This is a genomic window from Paenibacillus sp. FSL H8-0259 (genome assembly GCF_037963255.1).
GTDB classification, from domain to species: domain Bacteria; phylum Bacillota; class Bacilli; order Paenibacillales; family Paenibacillaceae; genus Paenibacillus_AQ; species Paenibacillus_AQ phytohabitans.
Genome location: NZ_CP150147.1, coordinates 3863705 through 3886402, shown reverse-complemented (window position 1 = coordinate 3886402; position 22698 = coordinate 3863705). Strand labels below are relative to the sequence as shown.

At 52.2% G+C, this 22698-nt stretch carries 19 protein-coding genes; 4 read left to right on the top strand and 15 right to left on the bottom strand.

Annotation, left to right across the window (positions count from 1 at the left end):
• Window positions 1-55: 55 nt before the first annotated feature.
• The 8 genes from NSU01_RS16520 to NSU01_RS16485 form a co-directional block, all read right to left on the bottom strand.
• Window positions 56-1414: a glycoside hydrolase family 64 protein gene (locus NSU01_RS16520; RefSeq protein ID WP_042213531.1), complete on the bottom strand. Its 1359-nt coding sequence runs from the start codon at window positions 1412-1414 to the stop codon at window positions 56-58.
• 343 nt (window positions 1415-1757) lie between these two features.
• Window positions 1758-2270, bottom strand: a complete 513-nt coding sequence (msrA, locus tag NSU01_RS16515) for a peptide-methionine (S)-S-oxide reductase MsrA (protein ID WP_076248344.1) — start codon at window positions 2268-2270, stop codon at window positions 1758-1760.
• 95 nt (window positions 2271-2365) lie between these two features.
• Window positions 2366-2800: a GNAT family N-acetyltransferase gene (locus NSU01_RS16510; protein WP_042137076.1), complete on the bottom strand. Its 435-nt coding sequence runs from the start codon at window positions 2798-2800 to the stop codon at window positions 2366-2368.
• A gap of 22 nt (window positions 2801-2822) precedes the next feature.
• Entirely contained in the window at window positions 2823-3404 is a 582-nt protein-coding gene (locus NSU01_RS16505; protein ID WP_052421865.1) for a TetR/AcrR family transcriptional regulator, read from the bottom strand.
• Window positions 3405-3577: 173 nt separating this feature from the next.
• Window positions 3578-4603: a Gfo/Idh/MocA family oxidoreductase gene (locus tag NSU01_RS16500; RefSeq protein WP_076248346.1), complete on the bottom strand. Its 1026-nt coding sequence runs from the start codon at window positions 4601-4603 to the stop codon at window positions 3578-3580.
• Between the two features lie 38 nt (window positions 4604-4641).
• The gene (locus NSU01_RS16495; RefSeq protein WP_042137072.1) at window positions 4642-5730 is read right to left on the bottom strand and encodes a Gfo/Idh/MocA family oxidoreductase; all 1089 of its coding nucleotides are present in this window, start codon (window positions 5728-5730) and stop codon (window positions 4642-4644) included.
• The gene (locus NSU01_RS16490) at window positions 5727-6503 is read right to left on the bottom strand and encodes a sugar phosphate isomerase/epimerase (protein ID WP_042137071.1); all 777 of its coding nucleotides are present in this window, start codon (window positions 6501-6503) and stop codon (window positions 5727-5729) included. Before NSU01_RS16490 ends, NSU01_RS16495 begins: the two co-directional genes overlap by 4 nt.
• A 70-nt stretch (window positions 6504-6573) precedes the next feature.
• Complete coding sequence (locus NSU01_RS16485; protein ID WP_042137069.1) at window positions 6574-7737, bottom strand: Gfo/Idh/MocA family oxidoreductase; 1164 nt, start codon at window positions 7735-7737, stop codon at window positions 6574-6576.
• Window positions 7738-7896: 159 nt separating this feature from the next.
• Between NSU01_RS16485 and NSU01_RS16480 the strand changes: the two genes are divergently transcribed.
• The gene (locus NSU01_RS16480) at window positions 7897-8730 is read left to right on the top strand and encodes an AraC family transcriptional regulator (protein WP_305954236.1); all 834 of its coding nucleotides are present in this window, start codon (window positions 7897-7899) and stop codon (window positions 8728-8730) included.
• A gap of 428 nt (window positions 8731-9158) precedes the next feature.
• On the opposite strand, the gene uxaC is transcribed toward NSU01_RS16480, so the two are convergent.
• Window positions 9159-10568: a glucuronate isomerase gene (gene uxaC, locus NSU01_RS16475; protein WP_042137067.1), complete on the bottom strand. Its 1410-nt coding sequence runs from the start codon at window positions 10566-10568 to the stop codon at window positions 9159-9161.
• A gap of 210 nt (window positions 10569-10778) precedes the next feature.
• Here uxaC and NSU01_RS16470 point away from each other — a divergent pair, with 210 nt between their 5' ends.
• Entirely contained in the window at window positions 10779-11456 is a 678-nt protein-coding gene (locus tag NSU01_RS16470) for a GntR family transcriptional regulator (protein WP_039292670.1), read from the top strand.
• 138 nt (window positions 11457-11594) lie between these two features.
• A complete protein-coding gene (locus NSU01_RS16465; protein ID WP_076248348.1) occupies window positions 11595-12449 on the top strand; it encodes an SDR family oxidoreductase in 855 nt (284 codons plus the stop codon).
• A gap of 37 nt (window positions 12450-12486) precedes the next feature.
• On the opposite strand, the gene NSU01_RS16460 is transcribed toward NSU01_RS16465, so the two are convergent.
• On the bottom strand, window positions 12487-13578 hold the full coding sequence (locus NSU01_RS16460; protein ID WP_076248356.1) for a YeiH family protein: 1092 nt from the start codon (window positions 13576-13578) through the stop codon (window positions 12487-12489).
• 198 nt (window positions 13579-13776) lie between these two features.
• On the opposite strand from NSU01_RS16460, the gene NSU01_RS16455 reads away from it, so the two are divergent.
• Window positions 13777-14652 (top strand): LysR family transcriptional regulator, encoded by an 876-nt coding sequence (locus NSU01_RS16455; RefSeq protein WP_076248358.1) that lies wholly within the window; start codon window positions 13777-13779, stop codon window positions 14650-14652.
• A 110-nt stretch (window positions 14653-14762) separates the two neighbouring features.
• On the opposite strand, the gene NSU01_RS16450 is transcribed toward NSU01_RS16455, so the two are convergent.
• From NSU01_RS16450 to NSU01_RS16430, 5 genes are all read right to left on the bottom strand, one after another.
• Window positions 14763-16556: a glycoside hydrolase family 36 protein gene (locus NSU01_RS16450; protein ID WP_076248361.1), complete on the bottom strand. Its 1794-nt coding sequence runs from the start codon at window positions 16554-16556 to the stop codon at window positions 14763-14765.
• Between the two features lie 42 nt (window positions 16557-16598).
• Window positions 16599-18317 (bottom strand): sensor histidine kinase, encoded by a 1719-nt coding sequence (locus NSU01_RS16445; RefSeq protein ID WP_042137061.1) that lies wholly within the window; start codon window positions 18315-18317, stop codon window positions 16599-16601.
• A gap of 1 nt (window position 18318) precedes the next feature.
• Window positions 18319-19884, bottom strand: coding sequence for a response regulator (locus NSU01_RS16440; protein WP_042137060.1), 1566 nt, complete (start codon window positions 19882-19884; stop codon window positions 18319-18321).
• A gap of 138 nt (window positions 19885-20022) precedes the next feature.
• The gene (locus tag NSU01_RS16435) at window positions 20023-21666 is read right to left on the bottom strand and encodes an extracellular solute-binding protein (RefSeq protein ID WP_042137058.1); all 1644 of its coding nucleotides are present in this window, start codon (window positions 21664-21666) and stop codon (window positions 20023-20025) included.
• A gap of 72 nt (window positions 21667-21738) precedes the next feature.
• Window positions 21739-22638 carry a carbohydrate ABC transporter permease gene (locus tag NSU01_RS16430; protein WP_042137056.1) on the bottom strand — a complete coding sequence of 300 codons (900 nt, stop codon included), beginning with the start codon at window positions 22636-22638 and terminating at the stop codon, window positions 21739-21741.
• Window positions 22639-22698: the final 60 nt, after the last annotated feature.

Genomic DNA, 22698 nt, shown 5'->3' with positions numbered 1-22698 from the left:
CTCTCGCGAATAACTAGAAGTGTACAGGACAAATGTGTAGAAAGAATGAAGCTCCTTACCAGGCCACGCGGATAATCAGGCCTTTGGGATCGCCGACTTCGAGATAGGCCGCTTGGCCGTTGACATCATCATAAGGGAAGCCGTAGGCCAGCCCGCTAATGCTGTGATCATGCCAGAACTTCGCATAGTAATTGGCTGGAGCCGCTTTGTAATAGTCCGCGACATTGTTCCAGTTGCCGGAGGTGTAGACATGGCGGTTAATGGCAGCGCTGGTGGCAGCATCAATGAGCGAGCCATCGTTGCGGAGAATATCCTGGGTGCTGTAGCTGGAATAACCTGCGAAATAATTGCTGTTGGCCCCGCCGGCTTTAAACGATCCATGGACAGGAGCGATAATACGGTAAGGTGCCTGATCCGTAGCAAGTGATTTAAAGGCGGATGGCACTTCATTCTGGTATTTGCTGAAGATTCCGGCACGTGTCTCCGATTCCAGCTCGCCTACGGTTTTATCATAGCCTCCAGACAGGCCAACCAGCCGGTGCTGGATCGGAAATCCGAAGGCATCTACGCGCGTCGTGTTGCCGTGATAGCCTGTAGCATCCACCGTGAATTCAACGAAATCGAAATAGAGATTACGGTTAGGATCGGTAGGATTATCAATATCCGGTCCGGCAAAGCCGTCATCATAAGTCTTGATGTACAGCGGCGTGCCTACGCTGAGGAACATGCGGCCGGAGGTGATTTTGGGCATCGTTACCCAGGAAGCCTGACTTACGGTATGGTAGATATTCGCGTAATTCACGCCGTTTTTGGTCAGATGGCCGGAGGCATCATTCAGCGCATTAGAGATTGGCAGCAGATTGCCGCTCAGATCCAGATAACTCCATTTGCCGTTGGCCGGATTGATGCCGATCACACCCCAATATATCTGGTTGTCAGGATAGGCCCCGCCCGTGCCGTTCATGACCTTCACCGACACGGAACCTCCCGGCGGGGTGGGAATGGAAGAGGCGGCTATGGAATAGATCGAAGCAGAGGAACCCCCAGGCGGGGTGGTCGGCGCCGTTCCGGCGGTATACGTAAACCAGCCGGTATCATATGCCGGTGTTCCATTGTTGTACGTGAAGAAATAGGTGAGAACGGTTCCGCTGGCAACGCCTGTGACCACCTGCTCATATCGGGCTTTGCTGCTGTTGTAGGTTGTACGGTAATTCAGCTGCGTTCCGGAATTGACCTTGTAATGTACATCCACCCAACTGGTGCTTACTGTAGATTTGAACCAGATTGTCGCTGTAGTTCCCGACAAATCTACTCCCTGTGTATAATCAGCGGCGGCAGCTTTGGAACCAAAGAAAGGCAGGCAGGAGAGCAGAAGCACGAACGCAAGCATGGACATTAGCCATTTTTTAGGCATCGTAATATTCCTCCTTAATTATATTGGCATTGCTATAATCATTACCTTTGGCAACCGGAAGCTACAGACAGATCATTCAGCATTTCAGAAAGCCTCCACCCTCCTCCATTCCCCGGATCAAAGCCAGAATCATGTATAATTGTATGCGTTTACAAATATGATTATAGTAGGGCAAATCTTCATTTAGTAGGCTCGAAATTTCGGATTTAGGTTCCCATTTTTTGGTTTTATGACTTAATTTCTTCTGTTTCACCTCTAGAGCGCTGCAAAAATAGCAAAAAGCCCTCAATCCCCAGATGCCAGGTGATTAAAGGCTTTTCTAACCTTATTTCATTTTCCGCTTTTACCAGTGCTGCGAAATAAAGGTATCCCGTCCGGATTGCTCACGGTCCTCTTTATAATGCTTCGGATTCTTCTTGTGATAGTCCTGATGATAGTCCTCAGCCGGATAGAAATGGGGTGCAGGCAGAATCTCCGTCACCACAGGAAGCTCAAATCTGCCGCTGGCCGCCACTTGCTCCCGGGAGGCCAAAGCCGCCAGCCGCTGCTCTTCATTATAGTAGAATACCGCTGTCCGGTACTGTGTTCCGCGATCCTGAAACTGTCCGCCGTCATCCGTCGGATCAATCTGCGGCCAGAACAGCTCCAGCAGTCTCTCGTAGGGGAAAAGTGCCGGATCAAACGTAATCTGAACCACCTCATAGTGACCGGTTGTCCCTGTCTTGACCTGTCCGTATGTAGGATTCTCTACCGTGCCTCCGGCGTACCCCGATACAATTCCGTGAATTCCGGGAAGCTCTTCAAACGGTGTAACCATGCACCAGAAGCAGCCTCCGGCAAACATTGCCTGTTCCATAAGCTTAATCCCTCTCCCTGTCTCTCATCTGCAATTCATATATTAACACATGTACTGAAGATAAGGCCTGCTGGTCATAAAGTCAATTTGAGAGATTAGACCTGCAAGCTTTTAACCATAATGACGTGGGGGATTCCATCTTCCATAAAGACAGCCGAGGAAGTCTCATAGCCCAGCTTCTGATAAAAGCCTTCGGCCTGCTTCTGGCCATGCAGCTTGGCTTGCCGGAGTCCTTGCTCTGCAGCCATTGCCTCCAGTGTGCCGATAATTACGGACCCTAGCCCGCTTCGGCGGTACGGGGCCAGAAGACAAATCCGCTCCAGCTTGGCCCATCCGTCCACAACCCGCAATCTGGCTGTCCCTACTGGAGCCTCCTCCGCCTCATGAAACACCAATATATGCTCTGCCTGGCTCTCATAATGATCAAATTCATCAGCCAGCGGTACGCCCTGCTCCTCCACAAACACTTCACGTCTGATCCGGAATGCCTCTTGTAATCCTGCTTCATTCGTAACCTTGTCTACACGCATATCATCCTGCCTCCCTTTCCGGTTAAGATTGCTTAATGCCCGCCCAGAAAATCCCCCAGATATCCTCCAGGCGCTGTTCAAATTCCTCTTGCTTGTAAAAAAACATCTGCATGGCGATCCCGTCAAGCAAACAGTAATAAGCCGAGAGCAGACTATCTGCCCGCTGCTGCCGTATGATCCCCGTGTTCATGCCTTCCTCAAAAATCGCCCGGTACAATACAGCGGAACGCTGCTCCATCCCCGCAATCTGCGCCTCCAGCAAGTCCTGGAAGAAAGGAGGCGGAAATTGCACGGCCATTTTATAGAATGCGGTCAATACCGGGTGCTCCACTTTGTAATAATAGTTCTTATACATGATCTCACGCAGCTTCATCTCTATAGGTGTATCCCTGAGGCCCTTATACAGCTGTTCAAGAAATTCATAGTAATGCCGGGCCATTTCGCCGAAGGCGGCCATGAACAAATCTTCTTTTTTCGGAAAATAGGTGGCAATGGATTGCTTCTTAATCCCTACTGCCTGAGCTATGCCGGCCAATGATGCTCCTTCAAAGCCCTTCTCGGCGAATTGTGAACATGCAGCCTGCAGTATCGCGTTAGCAGTCATCTCTTCAGCCCCCCTGACGATCGTCAGGTAATTATCACATGCAGATTATAATTTGTCAATCGGGTGGTTACCTGCCTTGTATTCCCGTTACAGCACGCAAAAAAAAAAGGATCACAGCACGTGATCCTTTCTCCCTGGCTATCAAGAATGTATGATCTCACACATGTCCAGTACTACACATACTGTCCTGCCGTCAGACCCGTTCTGCCCGCCGAGGACTTGTAGATTCCATCGATCAGCTCCAGCGCCTTAATGCCCTCTGCTGCGTCAATCCAGAACTTTCGGCCATCACGGATGTGGGCATAGAAATCATGAATTAACCGTGAATGTCCGGTCCCCCAATACGATTTACCTCCGGTGCTGCCGGTTGCCGGTTCGCTGAGCAGCGTCTCTTGCCTGTCCTTCAACAGATACAGGCAATCCCTACGCTGCAGCAGCGTTCCCTGCTCGAAGACCAGCTCCAGTTCAACGGGAGAATTCACCCCATAAGCATTGGTTCCGTAAAAGAGTCCGCGCACCTTATTCTTGAAGCTGATGCAGGCATGTGCACTATCTTCCACCTCAATAACATCATTCAGCACATCAGTGGTAACACTGCCCTTCACGGAAGAGATTTCACCGCCGAACCATTGCAGCAGATCCAGAGTATGAATAGTCTGGTTGATGAGCACACCTCCGCCTTCAGTAGCCCAGCGGCCTCTCCAGCTGCTATTCTTGTAATAATCTTCACTCCGGGTCCAGGTAACCACCCCTTTCATACAAATGAGGGCTCCCAGTTCGCCGGAATCTATCATCGTCCTGATCCGGACCGAAGGGTCATTGTAACGGTTCTGGAAGACTACACCGAGTTGCCCCTCCGCTTGATCCGCTGCTGCCTGCATTAACCGGGCTGAAGGTACATCCAGCGCCATCGGCTTCTCGGTTAATACATGTTTGCCGGCCTTCAGCAGTTCCACCGCCATCCCGGCATGCAGATGATGGGGCGTGCACAAATGGACAATTCCGATATCTGCCCGCTCCAGAAGCTGCTTGTAATCCGTCAAGCCCTCACATCCGTAATCCTGGGCGGATTGCGCTGCCTGAACGGGATCACTGTCCACCACGGCCAGCAGCCGCGCATAATCTATAGAAGCAATGGCCCTGGCATGCAGCGGAGCAATTGCACCACAGCCGATAATCGCTGCTCCAATTGGATTCATCTTATACACCTTCCGTTCTTCTGATAGCTGTGATGCAACTATTTGAGAGTATCCGGGGTCAGATTGAGCGCTTGCCGCTGCGCCTCCAGGCATAGTTCGGCCGCTTTGAAGGCATGCTCCTGGGTCATGGCATTTTCTGTACGCTGCAGGCAGTCCATGATCAGCTCACCGAAGAACGGGAAGCCGATTTTGCCGGCCACATGCTCATAATGTTCCCCCCCACGGTCCACATAGTAGACATGGTCAGGCGTGCTGGAGCGGCCAATATCGCTGTATTTGCGCAGCTCGATATACCCTTCGGTGCCCATAATAATCGTCCGGCCATCGCCCCAGGTCCCTAATCCTTCCGGAGTGAACCAGTCCACGCGGAAATATTGGGTTGCCCCGTTATCGCCCACCAGCGTGGCATCACCGAAATCCTCCAGCTCCGGGTATGACGGATTGTTATAGTTCGCTACCTTGCTGTGCAATATCTTGGCATCGCGGCAGCCGGCATAGAAGAGGAACTGTTCAATCTGATGGCTGCCAATATCGCAGAGAATGCCGCCGTATTTATCACGCTGGAAGAACCAGTCCGGCCGGCTCGGAGCATTTAACCGGTGAGGCCCCATTCCAATTACCTGAAGTACACGCCCGATCGCACCCTGTTGCACAAGCTGACCTGCATACACAGCACTCTCCACATGCAGTCTCTCACTGAAATAAGTCATGTATTTCTGCTTCGTCTGTTCCGCCTGAGTCCGTGCTGCCGCCAGCTGATCGAGTGAGGTGAACGGTGTTTTGTCCGTGAAATAATCCTTGCCGTGTGCCATGACGCGCAGACCCAGCGGACCACGCTCTGACGGAATAGCCGCCGCCGCTACGAGCCGGACTTCAGGATCTTCGAGAATCTCTTCAGCCGAGCGTGCGGCCCGGACGCCGGGATAGGTGTTCTGGAACACTTTTACCTTCTCCGGGTCAGGATCGTATACCCATTTCAGCTGTGCTCCTGCTTCCACAAGCCCGTTGCACATCCCGTAAATATGCCCATGATCCAGCGCCAGTGCGGCAATTACGAATTCACCCGGCCCCACCACAGGCTTGGCCTCATGCACAGGGGCATACATCATCCCATCCTTGCGGCTCATGCCTCAACCTCCAGCTTGGCGTGCAGATAGTTCAGACTAATCTCCAGGCTCTCAAACGGATCACGCTGGCACACATCCTGCTCCACGATATGCCATTCCACACCTGTCTTGCGGCAGGCTTCAATAATCGCTCCGTAATTCATGTTCCCCTGGCCGATTTCGGCAAAAATCGGTTTACGCGACAGAACCGTCATATCTTTGAAATGCACGGCCTGCATTCTGCCTTCCACTTTATGAATCCACTCTACAGGATCGCCGCCGCCTGCCTGAACCCAGTACAGATCCAGCTCAAAGCCGAACACCTCCGGATCACTTTCCTGCAGCAGAATTTCCATACCAGTCATACCTTCGAAACGTTCAAATTCAAAATCATGATTATGATAGACAAATTGCAGGCCATACTGCTCCTTCAGGGTACGCGCAATACCGGATGCCAGCTTGGCAAAGGTGCGGTATCCTTCCTGGCTGGTCTGATACTCTGCCGGTAGTCCGCCAAGGCCGATGTACTTGCAGTTCCACAGCTTATGTTCAGCTGCGAGCGCATCCAGATCATTCACCAGCCGGTTCCAGGGGACATGCGTTGCACATATTTTCAAACCGTATTCATCCGCATACTCCTTCACCAGCTTAGGGTCCATCGGGCCAATTCCCGAGATCTGCACGGCCTGGTAGCCAATTTCGCTCACCTTCCGCAGACTTTCTCTTAACCCCTCCGGGGTCTGGGTAAATTCACGTAAGGTATACATTTGTGCGGCAATCGTTGAACGTTCCATTTCATTCATCCACTCCCAGATTAGTTTGATTTGGTTAGATGATGCTATACCTGCAGATTAAAGAGTGATGCTAGTGGGTTCCCGATACATCCAGCGCTTTCTGGCTGACGGGTGCCTTTTGAAAAGTAGAATTCTGCACCTGCACCATCAGCTTCTCGTGGAACAGGTCGCTGTCGATCGGCAGGTCCACCCAGTTATCCGTCCACGCTGACAGGTACATCGCATTGGAAAGAGTCAATCCGTGAATCCCCTCTTCGCCAGGCGCCAGGAGCGGCTCGTCATGGAGAATGGCATTGGTGAAATTACGCATAATGCCTTTATGCTGATCCCCATCACCTGGTGCTACCGGAATCTCGCATTTCCAGCACTCGGGTGCTCCGAATCCTCCGGTAAATTCAGCATTGAATTGCGGCTCCGGTGTGCGCAGGCGGAAGAACGTCAGCTTGCCGTCTTCGATTACGATTTTACCGTTGTCGCCTGTGATCTCGAACCGGTTCGTTCCCGGTGCCTCCCCTGTAGTGGTGATGAACAGCCCCGTTGCGCCATTCTCATATTCCACATAGGCAGTCACATCATCCTCAACTTCAATATTGCGGTACTTCCCGAAGTGGCAAAAAGCCCGTACCCGCTTCGGCATCATTCCGGTCGTCCACTGCCAGAGATCCAGTTGATGCGGGTCCTGGTTAAGAAGTACACCGCCGCCTTCTCCGCCCCAGGTCGCCCGCCAGCCGCCGGAGTCATAGTAACTCTGAGAGCGGTACCAATTCGTGATAATCCAGTTCGTACGCCGGATCTCTCCAAGCTCTCCTGACTTGATCAGCTCTCTCAGCTTCTGATAGAGCGGGTTGGTCCGCTGGTTGTACATAATGCCGAACTTGCGGTCAGACTTCGCAGCAGCGTCGTTCATCTCCTGAACAGCTTTGGTGTACACGCCTGCTGGCTTCTCAATCAGAACATGCAGCCCGTAACCCAGTGCCTCAACCGCGAGCGGCGGGTGGTCATAATGCGGTGTAGCAATCAGCACAGCATCAATGGTCCCGGACTTGAACAGCTCTTCCGGTGACAGGAACCGCTGCACGCTATCCGGCAAATGCTCTTCCGCCCAGTCCAGCCTTTCCGGGCTGGTGTCACATACGGCTGCCAGCTCGGCTCCCTTAATATCACTCAGCAGGCTCTGCGCATGCGCTCGCCCCATATTGCCCACTCCGATAATGCCAAATCGTACCTTTTCCATCTCCCAATCACTTCCTATTACAGTTTATGATATGAGGATAACCTTAATCGCCTCCGGTGAACATGACTGTAATTAAGGTGTTTTTGTATATAAATAAGATGTATTAGATAAATGAAAGCGGTATAATGAATTTATGAGCGTTGTAAAGGAGCTAAACCTATGAATATGTATGCCAGCGGAAATCTGACCGGACGCCTGCTGCAGAATCTGACCGTTACCGTTACGCATGCCCAGTTGACCAGCAGATACCCCGGATGGAATAGGACGAACGAGACCCCTTCCTTCAACCGGCTGTACTATATTGATTCCGGCGAAGGCAAGGTGATTATCAACGGCGTGGCGTATTATCCCAGACCCGGGCAATTAATGATCATGCCGGCCGGCTCTACCCAGACCACGGACACCTCGCCCAATGATCCCTACACACGCTACTATTGTCACTTTGATGCGCAGATCGGGGAATGGCCGCTGTTTCATTCTGCCAATAAGCTCTATATCAGCGATGTGCCGGATCCGGATGCGGTAAGGGCGATTTTCACGGAAATGATTGATTTGTTTCAGGATACCGGCTTTCTGGCGACTCTGCGCACTCAGGCTTCACTGCTCACGCTATTGGCACTGTGTCTGGAATCGGGAGGCTACAGCAATTTCCTGGATGACCTGACACATACCAGCGATCAGGGGAAGCTGGCGAATGTGCTGACTTACATTGACCAGCGCCTGATGCGGCCGCTTGATGTGGAGGAGCTGGCGGAGCTCGTCCATCTGCATCCGAACTACTTCATTCCCTACTTCAAGAAATTCATCGGCGTCCCTCCGATGCAGTACGTTCAGCTGAAACGGATGGAGCTCGCCAAAAGGCAGCTCTCGTACACCGACTTCAGCATCTCCAATATCGCCGAGCAGGTCGGCATGGAGCTTGCCCATTTCTCCAAGGTGTTCAAGAAGACTACTGGTGTTTCTCCTTCTGCTTACCGGAGCAGTACGAAGTAGGGGGGATTTGTTAGTTGGAGTATGATTTACGCTATCCTTGCATTCAAAATCCAACTTGATTTCATAATAGTTGTAGATTGTGCAGTTAAAAACTGCGATAAAGGCTGCCCACATCTTATAACTGTATTCTGTACAACTAAATTTGCCCGGAACGGTGATAACCAGCTACAACCGATAATTTAATTGTACGAAATACAACTAAACGGATGATCGATTGTAAATCAGGCGATTTAGTTGTACAAAGTGCAATTAAAAATTGCGGGACCAATGTGCACATAACTTAATCCGGTCACTGCAACCACGCAGCAAGCGAATTATCAAATTGGTTATCACGAGTTTAAGTCACCATAACATGTGCGCTCAATAAAAAAGGAACAATCCCAAGCCATATGATGGCTGATAGGACTGTTCCTTTTTGTAGCTACATACTATTTTATCCCGAAATATGCATCGGCATTGTTGTAACAAATGTTCTCGATCGTCCGGCCCACAAAAGCATAATCGCGCGGCAGATCGCCCTCTTCAATCCATGTGCCGAACAGGTTGCATAGAATCCGGCGGAAGTATTCATGACGCGTGAAGGAGAGGAAGCTTCTGGAGTCGGTCAGCATGCCGACGAATGGACTGATCAGGCCGATGCTGGAGAGCGCCTTCAATTGCTGCAGCATGCCTTCCTTCTGATCATGGAACCACCAGCCTGAGCCCATCTGCACTTTGCCTTTGATCCCCGAGCCCTGGAAATTACCGATCGATGTTGCAATCATCTCGTATTGTGACGGATTCAGCGTATACACAATGGTCTTCGGAAGCTGTCCGCTGGCATCCAGATCATTCAGCAAGGCATTCAGGCTGCGGGCCATATTGAAGTCCAGAATGGAATCGAACCCGCTGTCCTTGCCGAGCGCATCGAACATCCGTGAGTTGTTATTACGGAGCGCCCCGATGTGCAGCTGCATGCTCCAGCCCCGCTCGTGATACAGCCGGCCTAATTTGAGCAGTGTGTAGCTCTGGAACTTCTGTTCCTCCTGGGCGCTGATCTCCTCGCCTTTGAAGGCACGGGCAAATATGTAAGCTGCTTCATGTTCGGTTGAATGTGCGTGCGGAAGCTCACCGAAGGCCTGATCGGACAGACGGCAGCCATGCTTGTGGAAATAATCGATCCGCGAAGTCACAGCCTTCATGAATTCGGAATAACAGTGAACTTCCATTCCGCTGGCTTCACTGAGCGTGGCAACATAGCCGGCAAAACCTTCATCGCGGATATTCAGCACCCGGTCCGGTCTGAAGGTTGGAGCAACAACGGTCTCCAGTGCACTGTCGTTCTTAATAAGAATGTGATGCTCCAGGGAATCAGCCGGATCATCCGTTGTGCAGACGACGTCAACATTCTGCTTCTTAAGGATGCCCTGTGTAGTCATGCCGTCTCCTTGCAGCTGTTCATTACAGCGGTCCCAGACACTCTCCGCATTATCGGCCGAGAGCAGCTCATCGATGCCGAAGTAGCGTTTCAGCTCCAGATGTGTCCAATGGTACAGCGGATTGCCCAGCATCTCGGGTACTGAACGCGCCCAGACCATAAATTTGTCTTTGTCCGGAGCGTTCCCGGTAATCAGCTGTTCATCGATGCCGAGCCAGCGCAGCGCACGCCACTTGTAATGGTCCCCCGATAACGCCAGATCGGCGATATTGCGGAACTTGCGGTTGCTGCTGATCTCCTGAGGATTCAGATGACTGTGGAAATCGTAGATCGGCATTTTTTGAGCATAGTCATGGTACAGGGTTTGTGCACTTTTGTTCAGGAGCAGCCAATCTTCATGAATAAAAGGTGAGGTACTCAATGTGTTCTCCAGCCTTTCGTCATACCGTATTTTAGAAGATAAGAATGTATAAGCTACTCGCAATATAACGTTCTTATCTTTTCCGCAGAAGCGGAAATTTGTCCTGGTAAGGACGGTATTAGCCGTTTCTGCCTGTTTGCACTACCATACTACCATACTTGTATGGTAGTATGGTAGTGCTTCTGAACAACTTAACAGGAGGGCTACGCGATGGAATACATTATCGGTACACAAGCGGTTTCCACACGGGACATCGTGTATCGTTCTTTGAAGAATCAGATTTTGCTGTTGGAGCTCCCTCCCGGCACCAGCATCTCGGAGAAAGAAATTTCACTTAAATTCAATGTTAGCCGCACTCCCGTCAGAGAGAGCTTCGTCCGGCTGGCCCAAGAGGGCCTGCTCGATGTCTATCCCCAGCGCGGAACGGTTGTCTCTCTTATTGATTCCGGCCTCGTCGAAGAAGCCCGCTTCATGCGCGAGCATCTGGAGCGGGCGGTTATGCGCGAGGCCTGCAGCTCTTTTCAGGCCAAACATCTTATAGATCTTAAGGCGAATCTGGATAAACAGAGACTCTGCATTGAAGATCAGGACTATAAGGAAATGTTCATGCTGGATGAAGAATTTCATCATCTGATCTTTACAGGCTGCAGCAAGAAGAATACCTGGGAAGTAGTCCAGCAGATCAAGGTCCATCTGAACCGCAGCCGGATGCTTAAGCTTACGGCAGATCATAATTGGGAGCATCTGTATCAGCAGCATTATTGCCTCTATGAAGCGATTCAGACACATGATGTTTCGCAGGGTGATCATATGATGCAGGAGCATATGGCATTAACCATTGCCGATCAGGAGATGCTGATGGAGAAATACCCGCAGTACTACAAGTAGAAACGGCTTTGCCGTCCATTTAACAAGGAATCCGGGGAACTGAATAGACGCCCCGCCCGGCGGGTAATGATGCCCGATAGTAAACAGACTTAGTCCTTACTTAGGATCATACTTACATTAGAGAAGGGTTGGATACCTATGTCTGAGTTGGCATTACAGCCTCAACTGGCAGGCAAAATCACCGTGATTACCGGAGGAGCCGGCGCACTTTGCAGCGTGATGGCCCTGGAATTAGCCCGTCAAGGCGCCAAGGTCGCCATTCTGAACCGCACTGCGGACAAAGGCGCCGCTCTGGCCGCGCAGATAACTGCAGCCGGAGGCCAAGCACTTTCCCTGGCCTGTGATGTTATGGATTCCAGCAATGTGCAGCAGGCAGCCGATGAACTTCTGAAGCACTGGGGGCCTTGTGATTTATTAATTAACGGGGCCGGCGGTAATCAGCCTTCGGCAATTACGACCCATGAGACCTTCGCGGACGGAGACCTGGAGAATCCGGATATCGTCTCCTTCTTCGATCTGTCTGTAAGCGGGTTCCGCAATGTCCTTGATTTAAATATGACCGGAACGTTAATTCCGACCCAGATCTTCGCCAAGCAGATGCTCGGGCGAACCGGAACAACGGTAATCAACATTTCTTCCATGAGTGCCGCTTCGCCAATGACCAAAGTTCCGGCATACAGTGCTGCCAAGGCGGGGATTAACAACTTCACGCAATGGCTGGCCGTCCATCTGGCAGACGCGGGAATACGGGTTAACGCTATAGCCCCGGGCTTCTTCGTAACCGCTCAGAATGAACAGCTGCTTGTGGACAGTAATGGAGAGCTGACAGAACGTTCCCGCAAAATCATCTCCCAAACCCCGATGCGCCGTTTCGGTACGCCCAAGGATCTGCTCGGCACCCTGCTCTGGCTGGCAGATGAGCAAATGTCGGGGTTCGTCACCGGAATCACCGTGCCTGTGGACGGCGGATTCATGGCTTACTCAGGGGTTTGAGCGTGATCTATGATGTGATGTGTTCCGTTCCACTGGACTAAGATAATCCCAACCAATGTACCAGCCCAAATCCGAGCAGCGACATGAATACCGAACCTATGAATCCGGCGATTACCGGCTTACGCCCCATGCTGCTGAAGGTCTTGAGGTCTATCCCGAGTCCAAGTCCCGCCATCGCCATGGCCAGCAGCAGATAGGCAAGCGTGATCATGTCTGACGCAAGCTGCTGAGGGATGACCTCAAGTGTATTAATGCCGCTCATCAACAGAAAGCCTGCAATAAACCAGGGGACCGGGAGCTTCTTGCGCTCCCGGTTTCCTTCCGTTTCGGCGGCACACCCTTCTTCTGCTCCATCGGACAGTTTCATGCGGCGGTGTAGCTTCCGCTCCCTGCGGCCTTCTATCAGGCCCAGAATCAGAGCGACCGGAACCAGCATTGCTACCCGCGTCAGCTTCACCAGTACTGCCAGATCGGAGCCTTGCTGCCCGGCAGGTACGGCTGCAGCGATGACATGTGCCACCTCATGCAGGGTTGCTCCTGCGAAGATTCCGTATCCCGAAGCGCTTAAGCCCATATATGGATATAGAATCGTATATACAAGTGTAAAAACAGTTCCCAGAATCGCCACTGTTGCCGCTCCTACTGCCGTCTCGTTGTCTGTCGCTTTGATCTGCGGGGCAATGGCAGCTACTGCTGCTGCGCCGCAGATGGCTGTTCCGCACGCGGTCAGCAGCCCCAGTCTTCTGTCCATCTTCAGCCAACGCGCCAAACCATACACAGTGAACAGCGTGAACACCAGGTTAATAGCTGCAATCCCGGCCACCTTTGGACCCGCCTGTACGATATCCCCCAGATTCAGTCTCATCCCCAGCAGAATGATTCCTGCTCTGAGCAGTCTTTTGCCCGAGAACCGTACGCCTGCCATGGCCTGCTCCGGAACACCGGCTACTGCTCTGAGGCCAATCCCCAGCAGAATGGCCAGCACCAGCTGGCCCATAATGCCGAGGACCGGCAGCATGGCTAAATATTTCGCCGCAACCGCCAGAGTGAGTGTAACAACAATCCCGCCGGCAAAGTAGACATATCTATGATTACTCCGCTGCAATCTGTAACTTCCGCTTCCATTCATCCGTACCCGCGCCCCATTCACTACTTCGTTATAACGCCGCTTTTATAGCTTTACTATATAAGCATGCTTACGGAATGTGAAATACAGGTTTGCTATTTCAATCATTACAAATACTTATGCTTAGGCAAATTCACTATGTTAAAATAGTGAAAAATAGCAATTACAGCTACATCCATCTTCAATAAATGAGGGATTATTATGATTACTGATGCGCTCCGCGTTTTTGTTACCGTAGTAGAGCAGCAGCATTTCTCTAAGGCGGGCGAGCTGCTCAACCTCTCCCAGCCCGGAGTCAGCCTGCATATCCGCAATCTGGAGAACGAATTCGCAGTGAAGCTGCTGCACCGTTCCCCCAAGCAAGTGCGTCTTACTGAAGCCGGAGCCATTCTATATAAGCATGCGAAACAGATGCTCATGCATTATGAAGAGGCCGGCCGGGAAATCCGGCTGCTGCAGGACGAAGTGACCGGCACCCTGCAGATCGGAGCCAGCTTCACAATTGGGGAATATGTGCTCCCGGCCCGCCTGGCCGACTTCGCCCGGCAATATCCGCTGGTCAGTCTCCAGGTCACCATAGGCAATACGGAAGAGATTATTGCTGCGGTCCGGTCTAACCGGCTGGATATCGGCTTCATCGAAGGTGAAACGTCGGGCTCTGATCTGTCCATTATCCCGTATATGAAGGACGAGATGATTCTGGTCGCGCCCTCCGCTCACCCGCTAAGCAGTGAACTCGCTGTAGAGGATCAGATGCTGCATAATGAAGTCTGGGTGCTGCGGGAACCGGGTTCCGGCACCCGGGCTTTCAGCGACCGTTTTTTGCAGGAATCAGGTATTCAGGTCAAACGCTCCTATGTATTCAACAGCAGTCAGGGTGTCAAGGAAGCGGTCAGCGCCGGACTTGGACTGTCCCTGCTGTCCAGATGGATTGTACGCAAAGAGCTGGCCAGCGGCGAATTAAGTGAACTAAGAATCAGGCATACACTGACTGAAAGGGATTTCCGGATCATCCGGCAGAAGCATGCTCCAGATACACTGGCTATGCGGGTCTTTATCGGGAAGCTGCTGGATTGATTTACTCTGCTCCCATTAATCAACTGGCAGTAGCCAGACCAGAACAGCTTCAAGACGCCTGGCCCCCCCACTGGAATATGTGTGGGGGACCAGGCGTCTTGTAAGATTAATTATTCAGCTATTCTGGCAGGCCGAATCATGATTACCCCTGCCGGCGGCACCTCTAGTGCATGCACTCCTTTATTCCACAGCAGCCTGTGATCCGCTACAACCGTTCCCCCGCAGCCGAGGATATTCACAAGAAGCAGACCCGGATCGCGGTCCATTTCCAGTACCAGGCGCGGGTTCAGCGTCCCGTTGATTACCAGAACCAGCCCGGGCAAATCCCCTGCTAAAGGGATTACTGTATCATGATAAGCGGCAAACACCCACTTCTGCGCGGTCCGGGCGATGACAAGCGGATACAGCAGCTCGGGACTCACCGGCTCCAATGTTCCGTCCAGCAATACATCCCGGTGCCCGCGCCAGAAGCTTAGCCAGAAGCCCAGCATAGCCTTATGCGGCTCCGGCAGAGTATCCAGCCGGACGGATATCTGCGGCACAGCGAACAGAATGTTAATGAACTGCAATGCCGCTGCCTCGACCGGTTCCTCCGGATTCCACATCAGCATATCGGCATGTGCCGCGGTATCCCCGCAGATCAGCCGGATATCGATTGTATGTATCCGGTTCTGAAGTGCATCGTTTGGACAATCTGCTGCCCGGAACATATTGCCGTATTTGCGCATCAGCGGTCCGGTATAATTCTGGCGGAATTCGATCATAATATCCGGCTTCAGCTGCCGCAAGCGGGAGAGGATTCCGCTTAACAACAGATCGACGGCTTCCGGAACCGAGCCTGTATCCCGGCTGCCCCAGTCGTCATCCTTCTGGTCCGCCGCCTCCCGGGCCGTATAGAAGCTATCTACAAAGTCTAGCTTGAAGCCGTCCAGATCCCAATCCAGCAATGCCTGCTCATATAAGGAAATTAAGTATTCCCGGACTTCCGGATAACGGGGATCGGCCACGCCTGCTCCGAAGCTCTCACTATAGTAGAGTAACTTATCCTTGAAGCGCAGCCAGGCTTCACTATGCTTGCCGATGAACGGCACGGCATACCACAGCAGGTATTTCATGCCAAGGTCATGGACACGGGCTATATGAGCCTGCATATCCGCGATTTTGTCCGGGCTGGCCTTCCAGTCTCCGCAATACGCATACCCCCGGGCTTCATCTGACGTCTGCCAGCCGTCATCCACAATTACCGCGCCGCAGCCCAGTTCAGCTGCGAGTCTGCACTCCAGCTCTACGGTCTCCGGCTTCAGCTGCTGATGGAAGCTATACCAGGTGGAATACACCGGCTCCCTTGCGGTATCAGGAACCGGGGACGGCTCACTCCCTTTCAAGCCTGCCCACCATTTCCCCGCTGCGCCCAGTGCTTCATAGTACGGAACGCTGCGGGAATCCAGCCGCAGGATGAGCTCATAATGTGTTATGGGAAAGACATCGCCTGCGAACAACGTTACAGCACATTGAAAGCTGGACGTTTCTTCATTCAGCCCCGCACGCAGCTCCAGCGGATTCAAGACGTCTGAGCAGGCAAAGGTCAGAGCATTGTTCCCCCTGCTGCCATACAGGCTGACAACCGGTGCAGAGAAAGTGGATCTGGACAGGAACCCCTCCCGCCAGTCGGGAACCAGTCCCCTGTTTCGTTCCGCTGCCGGATGCCACATTCCTTGAATATCAATGGCCTGGCAGCTCCAGCGAAGCGTCAGCTTGGGGGGAGCTGCCGGAGCGGGAGCACTGAGTGTCAGGATGGCATAGGCAACGCCATCTACTCCGCGCTGCACATGAAGCTGAGATTGAAAGTCCGGACTGCTTCCTTCAAGAAGGATCTCGTAATCTCCTGTGTGAATGGTCTTCAATAAGGTCAAAACTCCTTTGTAGCCGATTGACTGCTTATACGGTTATAACCGGCAGGGAATAGAAATCTGCACACAGGTGCCGATTCCGGAACGGCTGGCGATCAGCACTCCGTATTCACTGCCTCCATGCAGCTTAATCCGGGAATCTACATTACGGATGCCGTAGCCGATCCGGGTCCCCTCAGGGGCCAGAATCTGCCGGATGGTATCCGCATTCATGCCTACCCCATTGTCTATAATCTTGAATATGATACTGTCCTCCCTCTTCTCCGCCACCAGCCGGATTCCGATGGTGCTGCCGAACCAGGCATGCTCCAGCACATTCTCAATCATCGGCTGGAGAATCAGCTTCACCGTCGCATACTCCAGCACCCCGGGGTCAATATCGTAATATACCGACATCCGCTCCCCGTATTTGATGCCCTGAATGGCAATATAAGCTTTGGCATGCTCAATTTCATTGCCCACGGTTGTGATAATTCCTCCCCGGTTCAAAGACAGACGGTAGAACTTGGCCAGCTCCTGAACAAGGGTGTGCAGCTTCTGAATATCTCCGAACTGGGCCAGACGATTGATCGAGGAGAGTGTATTGTAGAGGAAATGCGGATTGATCTGCGCCTGCAGCGATTCCAGCTCCGCTTCTTTTTTCTGAAGATTGGCGACATAATTCTTGTGAATCAGCTCTTCGATATTGCTGCCCATCCGGTTGAAGGCTACGGCAATCTGTGCCAGTTCGTCATTGCCCTTATACTTAATTCTCTTGTGAAAGTCTCCATCGTGAAAAGCGTTCAGCGATCCGACGATCTTCTGAATCCGCCGGGAGAAATAGCTGGATACTCCGATGCCGAGACAGGCCAGAACCAGTGCGCTGGCCAGACAGACCAGCAGTGTCATTCTCCGCACTTCGCTTGCACTTTCATCGAACAGGCTGTTCGGAATATAGGCTTGCAGCTCCCAGCCGATGCCTTCCAGCGGCTCTCTCAGTTGCAGCAGGTTGCCGGCGGATTGCAGGCTGGCGACTTCCGCACCCTCCGGTGAAGACTCCAGCACCACCCTGCCGCTCCCGTCAGTCACCATAAGAGTGGCATATTCGCCGATCTTGCGGTAATCCACCGAATCCAGCAGATCCCGCATCTGCACCGTTACCCGGATTAGACCGATGCTCCGCTGCTTCTGGATATCATCCATCCTCTGGATCAGTGAGATATTGCTGTTCTCTTCATCGCGCAGAATCTGACGCCATTGACCAGCACCCGGTTTAGCTTCCGGCGCCACGAGGTCATGATACCAGTCTTCTCCCCGGATTCTCTGCAGATGAAAGATCTCATACCGCTTGGTCGAGAGCAGAGGATTGGGTCCAATCTCGCTGTAGTATAGTTCAGGAATAGAATCATTCTCCAGGTACAGGGATAACCCGACATTGCTTGCCGTGTAATTAAGCAGATTCTCAAGCGTAGGCATGAGAGTCTTAGTCATCGTCTCATAGCTGTACCAGCCTTGCTCATAACGCCGCAGTGCACTTTGCAGATTGAAGTTGTAATAGAGAGTGCTGGAGATACGTTCAATATTATCCGTACGGTAGGTGATGTTATCCCGCATTTGCTGCAGTGTGCCTTGGATGTTCTCGCGCGTCTTCTGTTTGAGCGAGTTCACGGAATGACTGTAAGCAAACAAGCCCACTGTACCCACAGCTAGCAGCAGGCAGACCACATAAGGGAGAATCAGCTTGTATCCGTAAGGCATACTCCATCTGCGCCGCATATTACAGATGTCTCCTATAATCACCCGGGCTGACTCCGTAATAATCCTTGAATTGCTTGCTGAAATGGGACAGATTCTTATAGCCGACCCGCTGGGCAGCTTCATAAACCTTAAGCTTCGGGTCACCAAGCAGCAGCTTCACCCGTTCCAGCCGTCTTAAAGAGACATAATCGGAGAAATAAATTCCCTTCTCTTCGTAGAAAATCTGCCCCAGATGATTAGGCGAGAAGGAGAAATGATTGGCAGCATCCCGCAGCATCACGTTATGCTCCAGACGTTCCTCTATATAAGCTTCAATCTCCTGCACGAGCTTGCGTTTCTTGCCCTGCCGTTTGCGCTGCAAATGCTCCGACAGCTCGAACATACGGCGGCGCAGCCAGGATTTCATATCCTGGGTAGTCTCGAAATGATAGAGAATGCTCAGATGCTTCCGGTCCAGTCCGAGCACCTCGTAGAAGTCCTCATTAATCGTATGCAAATAGGCATCGAGCTTCGACACCACATGCAGAAACAGCTGATAGATCTCCAGCTTGGTCTCCATATGACCTACCCACACGAACAGCTCCTCATTACAATCGTCGATAGCAACCAGCCGGTAAGAGGACATGGCCTGAAACAAGGCCTGGAGAATATCATCAAGATCCTTGGCTTCAGCCGTAACCGGCCCTCTGGCATCCGTGTGCAGGATCAGCTTGCCTTTGCCCAGGAACAGCTTCAATCCAAGGGCTTCCTTGGCCCGCTGGAAGGAGTAATGCAGCTCCTTCAGACTGTTCACCAGCGGTCCTGCTCCTATGGTCACTGTCAGCGGAGTTCCGCTGACCGCATGATGAATGAATTCCCTTAACCGTCCATGGTCAACACGTTCTTCAAGGATTAGAGCAAAATGGAACTGATCCAGTCTGCAGACCTGAATCCGTTCCATCGCACAGAACTGTTCAACAGACAGGCTCAGCTGCCGCTCTATTGCCGCTTGGGCCTCCTCACTATAGCCGTTCAGCTTCCAGGCCAGGTCATCCGGTTCCAGCAGAGCGGTGTACAGGCGGGATCTTTGCCAAGCAATCCCCATGCGCTGAAGCAGCGGCAATACCCGGTCCTCATCCGGTGTTCCATCGAGAAGCTGCATGAACAGCTCACGCTTCAGCAGGGGTTCCGACTCCGAGAAATAATGCTCCAGATGGCTATGCGCCCGTTCCTTGTCCAGGGCCTCCTTCACATCAATCAACGTCCGCCGCATATCCTCATCGTCCACAGGCTTCAGAACATAACCGCAGGCACTCATGGAAATGGCCTGCTTGGCATACTGGAAATCCTCATAGCCGCTGACAAAAACTATCTTCAGCTTCGGATTCAGCTCAAGTGCTCTGCGGGCAAGCTCCATCCCGGTCATAATCGGCATCTTGATATCCGTGACGACAATATCCACCTGCTGTGCTTCCAGCACTTCAAGCGCCTCGAAGCCGCTGCTTGCGGCTGCACACACTTCCATGTCCATGTCTTCCCAGTTCATGAAGTATTGCAGACCCTTCAGATCCAGCAGCTCATCGTCAACCAGCAGCACCTTATACATTCCATCCCCTCCTTCGGACCCGCTTGCTGCCAAGGCGCAAGAGCGGAGGTTATCCCCATAAGGCGGAAGGCAGCCCCTTCCCAAATAATGGGGTATACTTGGCTTCAGTATACCCCACGCCCCAGGCAGACTCTATTGTTATTTCATCTTGCTGAGGTTGTTCTGCCATCTTTCCGTCTGGTATGCCAGCAGCTTGCCGTAACCCGCTTTTGAGGCGTCTTCATTCGCTTTGTTAATAAGGCTCAGCACCTCTTCATCACTCTTGGCATACAGCGTCTTGGCAAATGCCTCCTGATAGATATCGTTAACGGCAGTAGCAATGGTTCCTTCTTCCGAATCCGGAAGCGGATCAAGGTTCACGAATTCCGTGAAGTTCCGGGAAGTCTTCCAGGTCACTTTCTGCTGGGCCAGCGTTGTCCAGTTCTGCTTGTCAGCCGGCAGCTGCGCATCCATCTTGGCTTTGGTCTGATCGATGAATGTCGTGTTGCCTACCCAGTTGAAGCGGCCGATTCTTTCCTTGTCTTTCCCTGCCTGCTCTGTGCTAAGTCCCCCGGCATTCAGAATCGGTACTCCATCTGCGTCAGTCTCATCCCAGTAGAGCCCCTTACGTCCGAAGTTGATAATACGCTGGCCCTCCTCCCCGGTCAACCAGTCCAGGTATGAGAAGATCGCTTCAGGGTCCTTGGCATTCTTCGTAATCACGAGCACATTCCAGCCGAGGGAATTGTAATTATTCGGAGTGATTTTGGTGGCATCCAGGCCGGCTTTGTGGATCGGCCAGATGATCTCGTAGCCCGCTTCCGGATCGGTTGCCTTCAGGGCACCGTCCGCTCCCCGGCCCGGATTGACCACATCGCCATCCACGTATACTGCAACGCGGCCCGTTTTCAGCTTTTCGTTAATCTGGTCTCCGGTCTGTGTGAATACGTCCTGTGAAATCAGCTTGTCGCGGAACAGCTTGCTGGCATACTGCATGTTCTCAATGAAAATCGGATCTTCAAAGATCGGCTTCAGTTCATTGCCTACAGGATTAGCTCTCGTCAGATAAGGTTTGTTCTCCGCCCATCCGCCATACATGGTATCAATGCCCCGGCCTTTGGCTCCAACCTCGAGGGGAACAACATCACTGTATTTCTCCTTCACCAGCTTCAGATAGGCATACAGATCATCAAAGGTTTCCAGCTTCGGCGAGCCCAGCTCTTTATAAATTTTCTTGTTGATGATCCATCCGCCGTTGCCGTTGGGGCTTGAGGTATACCAGTTCGGGAACTGGTACAGCTTGCCGTCGTCTGAGCGGAGCATACCGAGTGTGGCTTCCCCGGCGTTATTCTTAAGATTCGGATATTTGTCGAGATAATCATCCAGTGCCACCAGCATTCCGCCTTGCCGCAGACGCTCGACACTTGCACCGCGGTCCGTCATAATGACATCCGGCAGACTGCCTGAAGCAATCATGGTGCTGAACTTCGTCTCGGCAGCGCCGCTTGACTGAACGGGAGTCATGTTGACCTTCAGGGTATCGGCAATCCAGCGTGTGGTTGAGTCGGCGCCCCACTGCTCAGTAGTATCCCAGTCATAATTGCTGTAATAGCTGAAGGTTACCGGCTTCACTGTACTTACTTCGTCTGTGGAAGGCTCCTCCGAAGTTGCGGGTACCGCCGTTTCCGCTGCAGCAGTGGCTGCCGCCGTTTCTTTACCGGGTTCTGCCGTACTCTGAACTGCTGCGTTATTCCCTCCGCCGCACCCGGCCATCAGCAGCACCGTGCATAATACAACCGTCATTTGTGTCCATCGTTTGGTCGTCCGTTTCAAATTAAGTAACCCCTCTCTACATGTGAGTTCAAGAAATCTGCGCTACTCTTTCAAGGAACCGATGAGTACCCCTTTGACAAAATATTTTTGCAGAAACGGATACACCATAATGATTGGCAGCGTTGCCACCATAGTGGTAGCCATAATCAGCGACTTGGTGGTGACAGACTGCACCAGAGCCAGACGGTCCTGGGCTGCTGCATTGCCGACGGACTGAAGCTGATCAGTCACAATATTGGAGCTCAGGATCTGCTTCAGCAGCGTCTGGATCGGAATCAGGCTGGGGTCGTTAATATAAATGCTGGCTGAGAACCAGTCATTCCAGTGATAGACGGCGGTAAAAAGGGACAGGGTGGCCACAACGGGACCCGATATAGGCAGGACGATGCGGATCAGCACACCGATATGGTTGCAGCCGTCAATCCGTGCCGACTCCGCCAGTCCCGCCGGCAGGCCAAGAAAGAAGGTCCGAAAAATAATCATATTATATACACTGATTAACCCGGGAATAACGAGAACCCAAAAGGTGTCCATCATGCCAAACTCCCGCAGCAGCAGAAAGGTAGGAATTAAGCCGCCGCTGAAATACATTGTAATAATGCAGAAGACCATATAGAACCTGCGCCCGATCAGCTCATGACGCGATAGCCCGTAAGCCAGGATGGCTGTGAACAGCACGGACAGGATCGTCCCGGTTAGCGTTCTCAGAATGGATATCATGAACGCCTGCCCGATCCGGCTGTCCTGGAAGACGACCTCATAGTTATCAAACGTTGGAACCCGGGGCCAGAACGTGATGCCGCCCAGCGATGTATCCGAGCCCATATTGAAAGATATAACCAGGGAATTCCAGAAGGGATACAGGGTGACGAAGCCCAGCAGGATCAGAATGATATAAATGAACAGCTGCAGCACTTTATCCCCCGTTGACAGCTTCATCATAACCTGTAACCCCTTTCCCCGCAGCGTCTGATTTCATGAACATTTCTGCATCTATACCGC

Excerpts from the sequence above, each read along its gene's own strand:
- NSU01_RS16520 (WP_042213531.1), bottom strand. The coding sequence starts at position 1,414 with ATGCCTAAAAAATGGCTAATGTCCATGCTTGCGTTCGTGCTTCTGCTC.
- msrA (WP_076248344.1), bottom strand. The coding sequence starts at position 2,270 with ATGGAACAGGCAATGTTTGCCGGAGGCTGCTTCTGGTGCATGGTTACA.
- NSU01_RS16510 (WP_042137076.1), bottom strand. The coding sequence starts at position 2,800 with ATGCGTGTAGACAAGGTTACGAATGAAGCAGGATTACAAGAGGCATTC.
- NSU01_RS16505 (WP_052421865.1), bottom strand. The coding sequence starts at position 3,404 with ATGACTGCTAACGCGATACTGCAGGCTGCATGTTCACAATTCGCCGAG.
- NSU01_RS16500 (WP_076248346.1), bottom strand. The coding sequence starts at position 4,603 with ATGAATCCAATTGGAGCAGCGATTATCGGCTGTGGTGCAATTGCTCCG.
- NSU01_RS16495 (WP_042137072.1), bottom strand. The coding sequence starts at position 5,730 with ATGAGCCGCAAGGATGGGATGATGTATGCCCCTGTGCATGAGGCCAAG.
- NSU01_RS16490 (WP_042137071.1), bottom strand. The coding sequence starts at position 6,503 with ATGGAACGTTCAACGATTGCCGCACAAATGTATACCTTACGTGAATTT.
- NSU01_RS16485 (WP_042137069.1), bottom strand. The coding sequence starts at position 7,737 with ATGGAAAAGGTACGATTTGGCATTATCGGAGTGGGCAATATGGGGCGA.
- NSU01_RS16480 (WP_305954236.1), top strand. The coding sequence starts at position 7,897 with ATGAATATGTATGCCAGCGGAAATCTGACCGGACGCCTGCTGCAGAAT.
- NSU01_RS16470 (WP_039292670.1), top strand. The coding sequence starts at position 10,779 with ATGGAATACATTATCGGTACACAAGCGGTTTCCACACGGGACATCGTG.
- NSU01_RS16465 (WP_076248348.1), top strand. The coding sequence starts at position 11,595 with ATGTCTGAGTTGGCATTACAGCCTCAACTGGCAGGCAAAATCACCGTG.
- NSU01_RS16460 (WP_076248356.1), bottom strand. The coding sequence starts at position 13,578 with ATGAATGGAAGCGGAAGTTACAGATTGCAGCGGAGTAATCATAGATAT.
- NSU01_RS16455 (WP_076248358.1), top strand. The coding sequence starts at position 13,777 with ATGATTACTGATGCGCTCCGCGTTTTTGTTACCGTAGTAGAGCAGCAG.
- NSU01_RS16445 (WP_042137061.1), bottom strand. The coding sequence starts at position 18,317 with ATGCGGCGCAGATGGAGTATGCCTTACGGATACAAGCTGATTCTCCCT.
- NSU01_RS16440 (WP_042137060.1), bottom strand. The coding sequence starts at position 19,884 with ATGTATAAGGTGCTGCTGGTTGACGATGAGCTGCTGGATCTGAAGGGT.
- NSU01_RS16435 (WP_042137058.1), bottom strand. The coding sequence starts at position 21,666 with ATGACGGTTGTATTATGCACGGTGCTGCTGATGGCCGGGTGCGGCGGA.
- NSU01_RS16430 (WP_042137056.1), bottom strand. The coding sequence starts at position 22,638 with ATGATGAAGCTGTCAACGGGGGATAAAGTGCTGCAGCTGTTCATTTAT.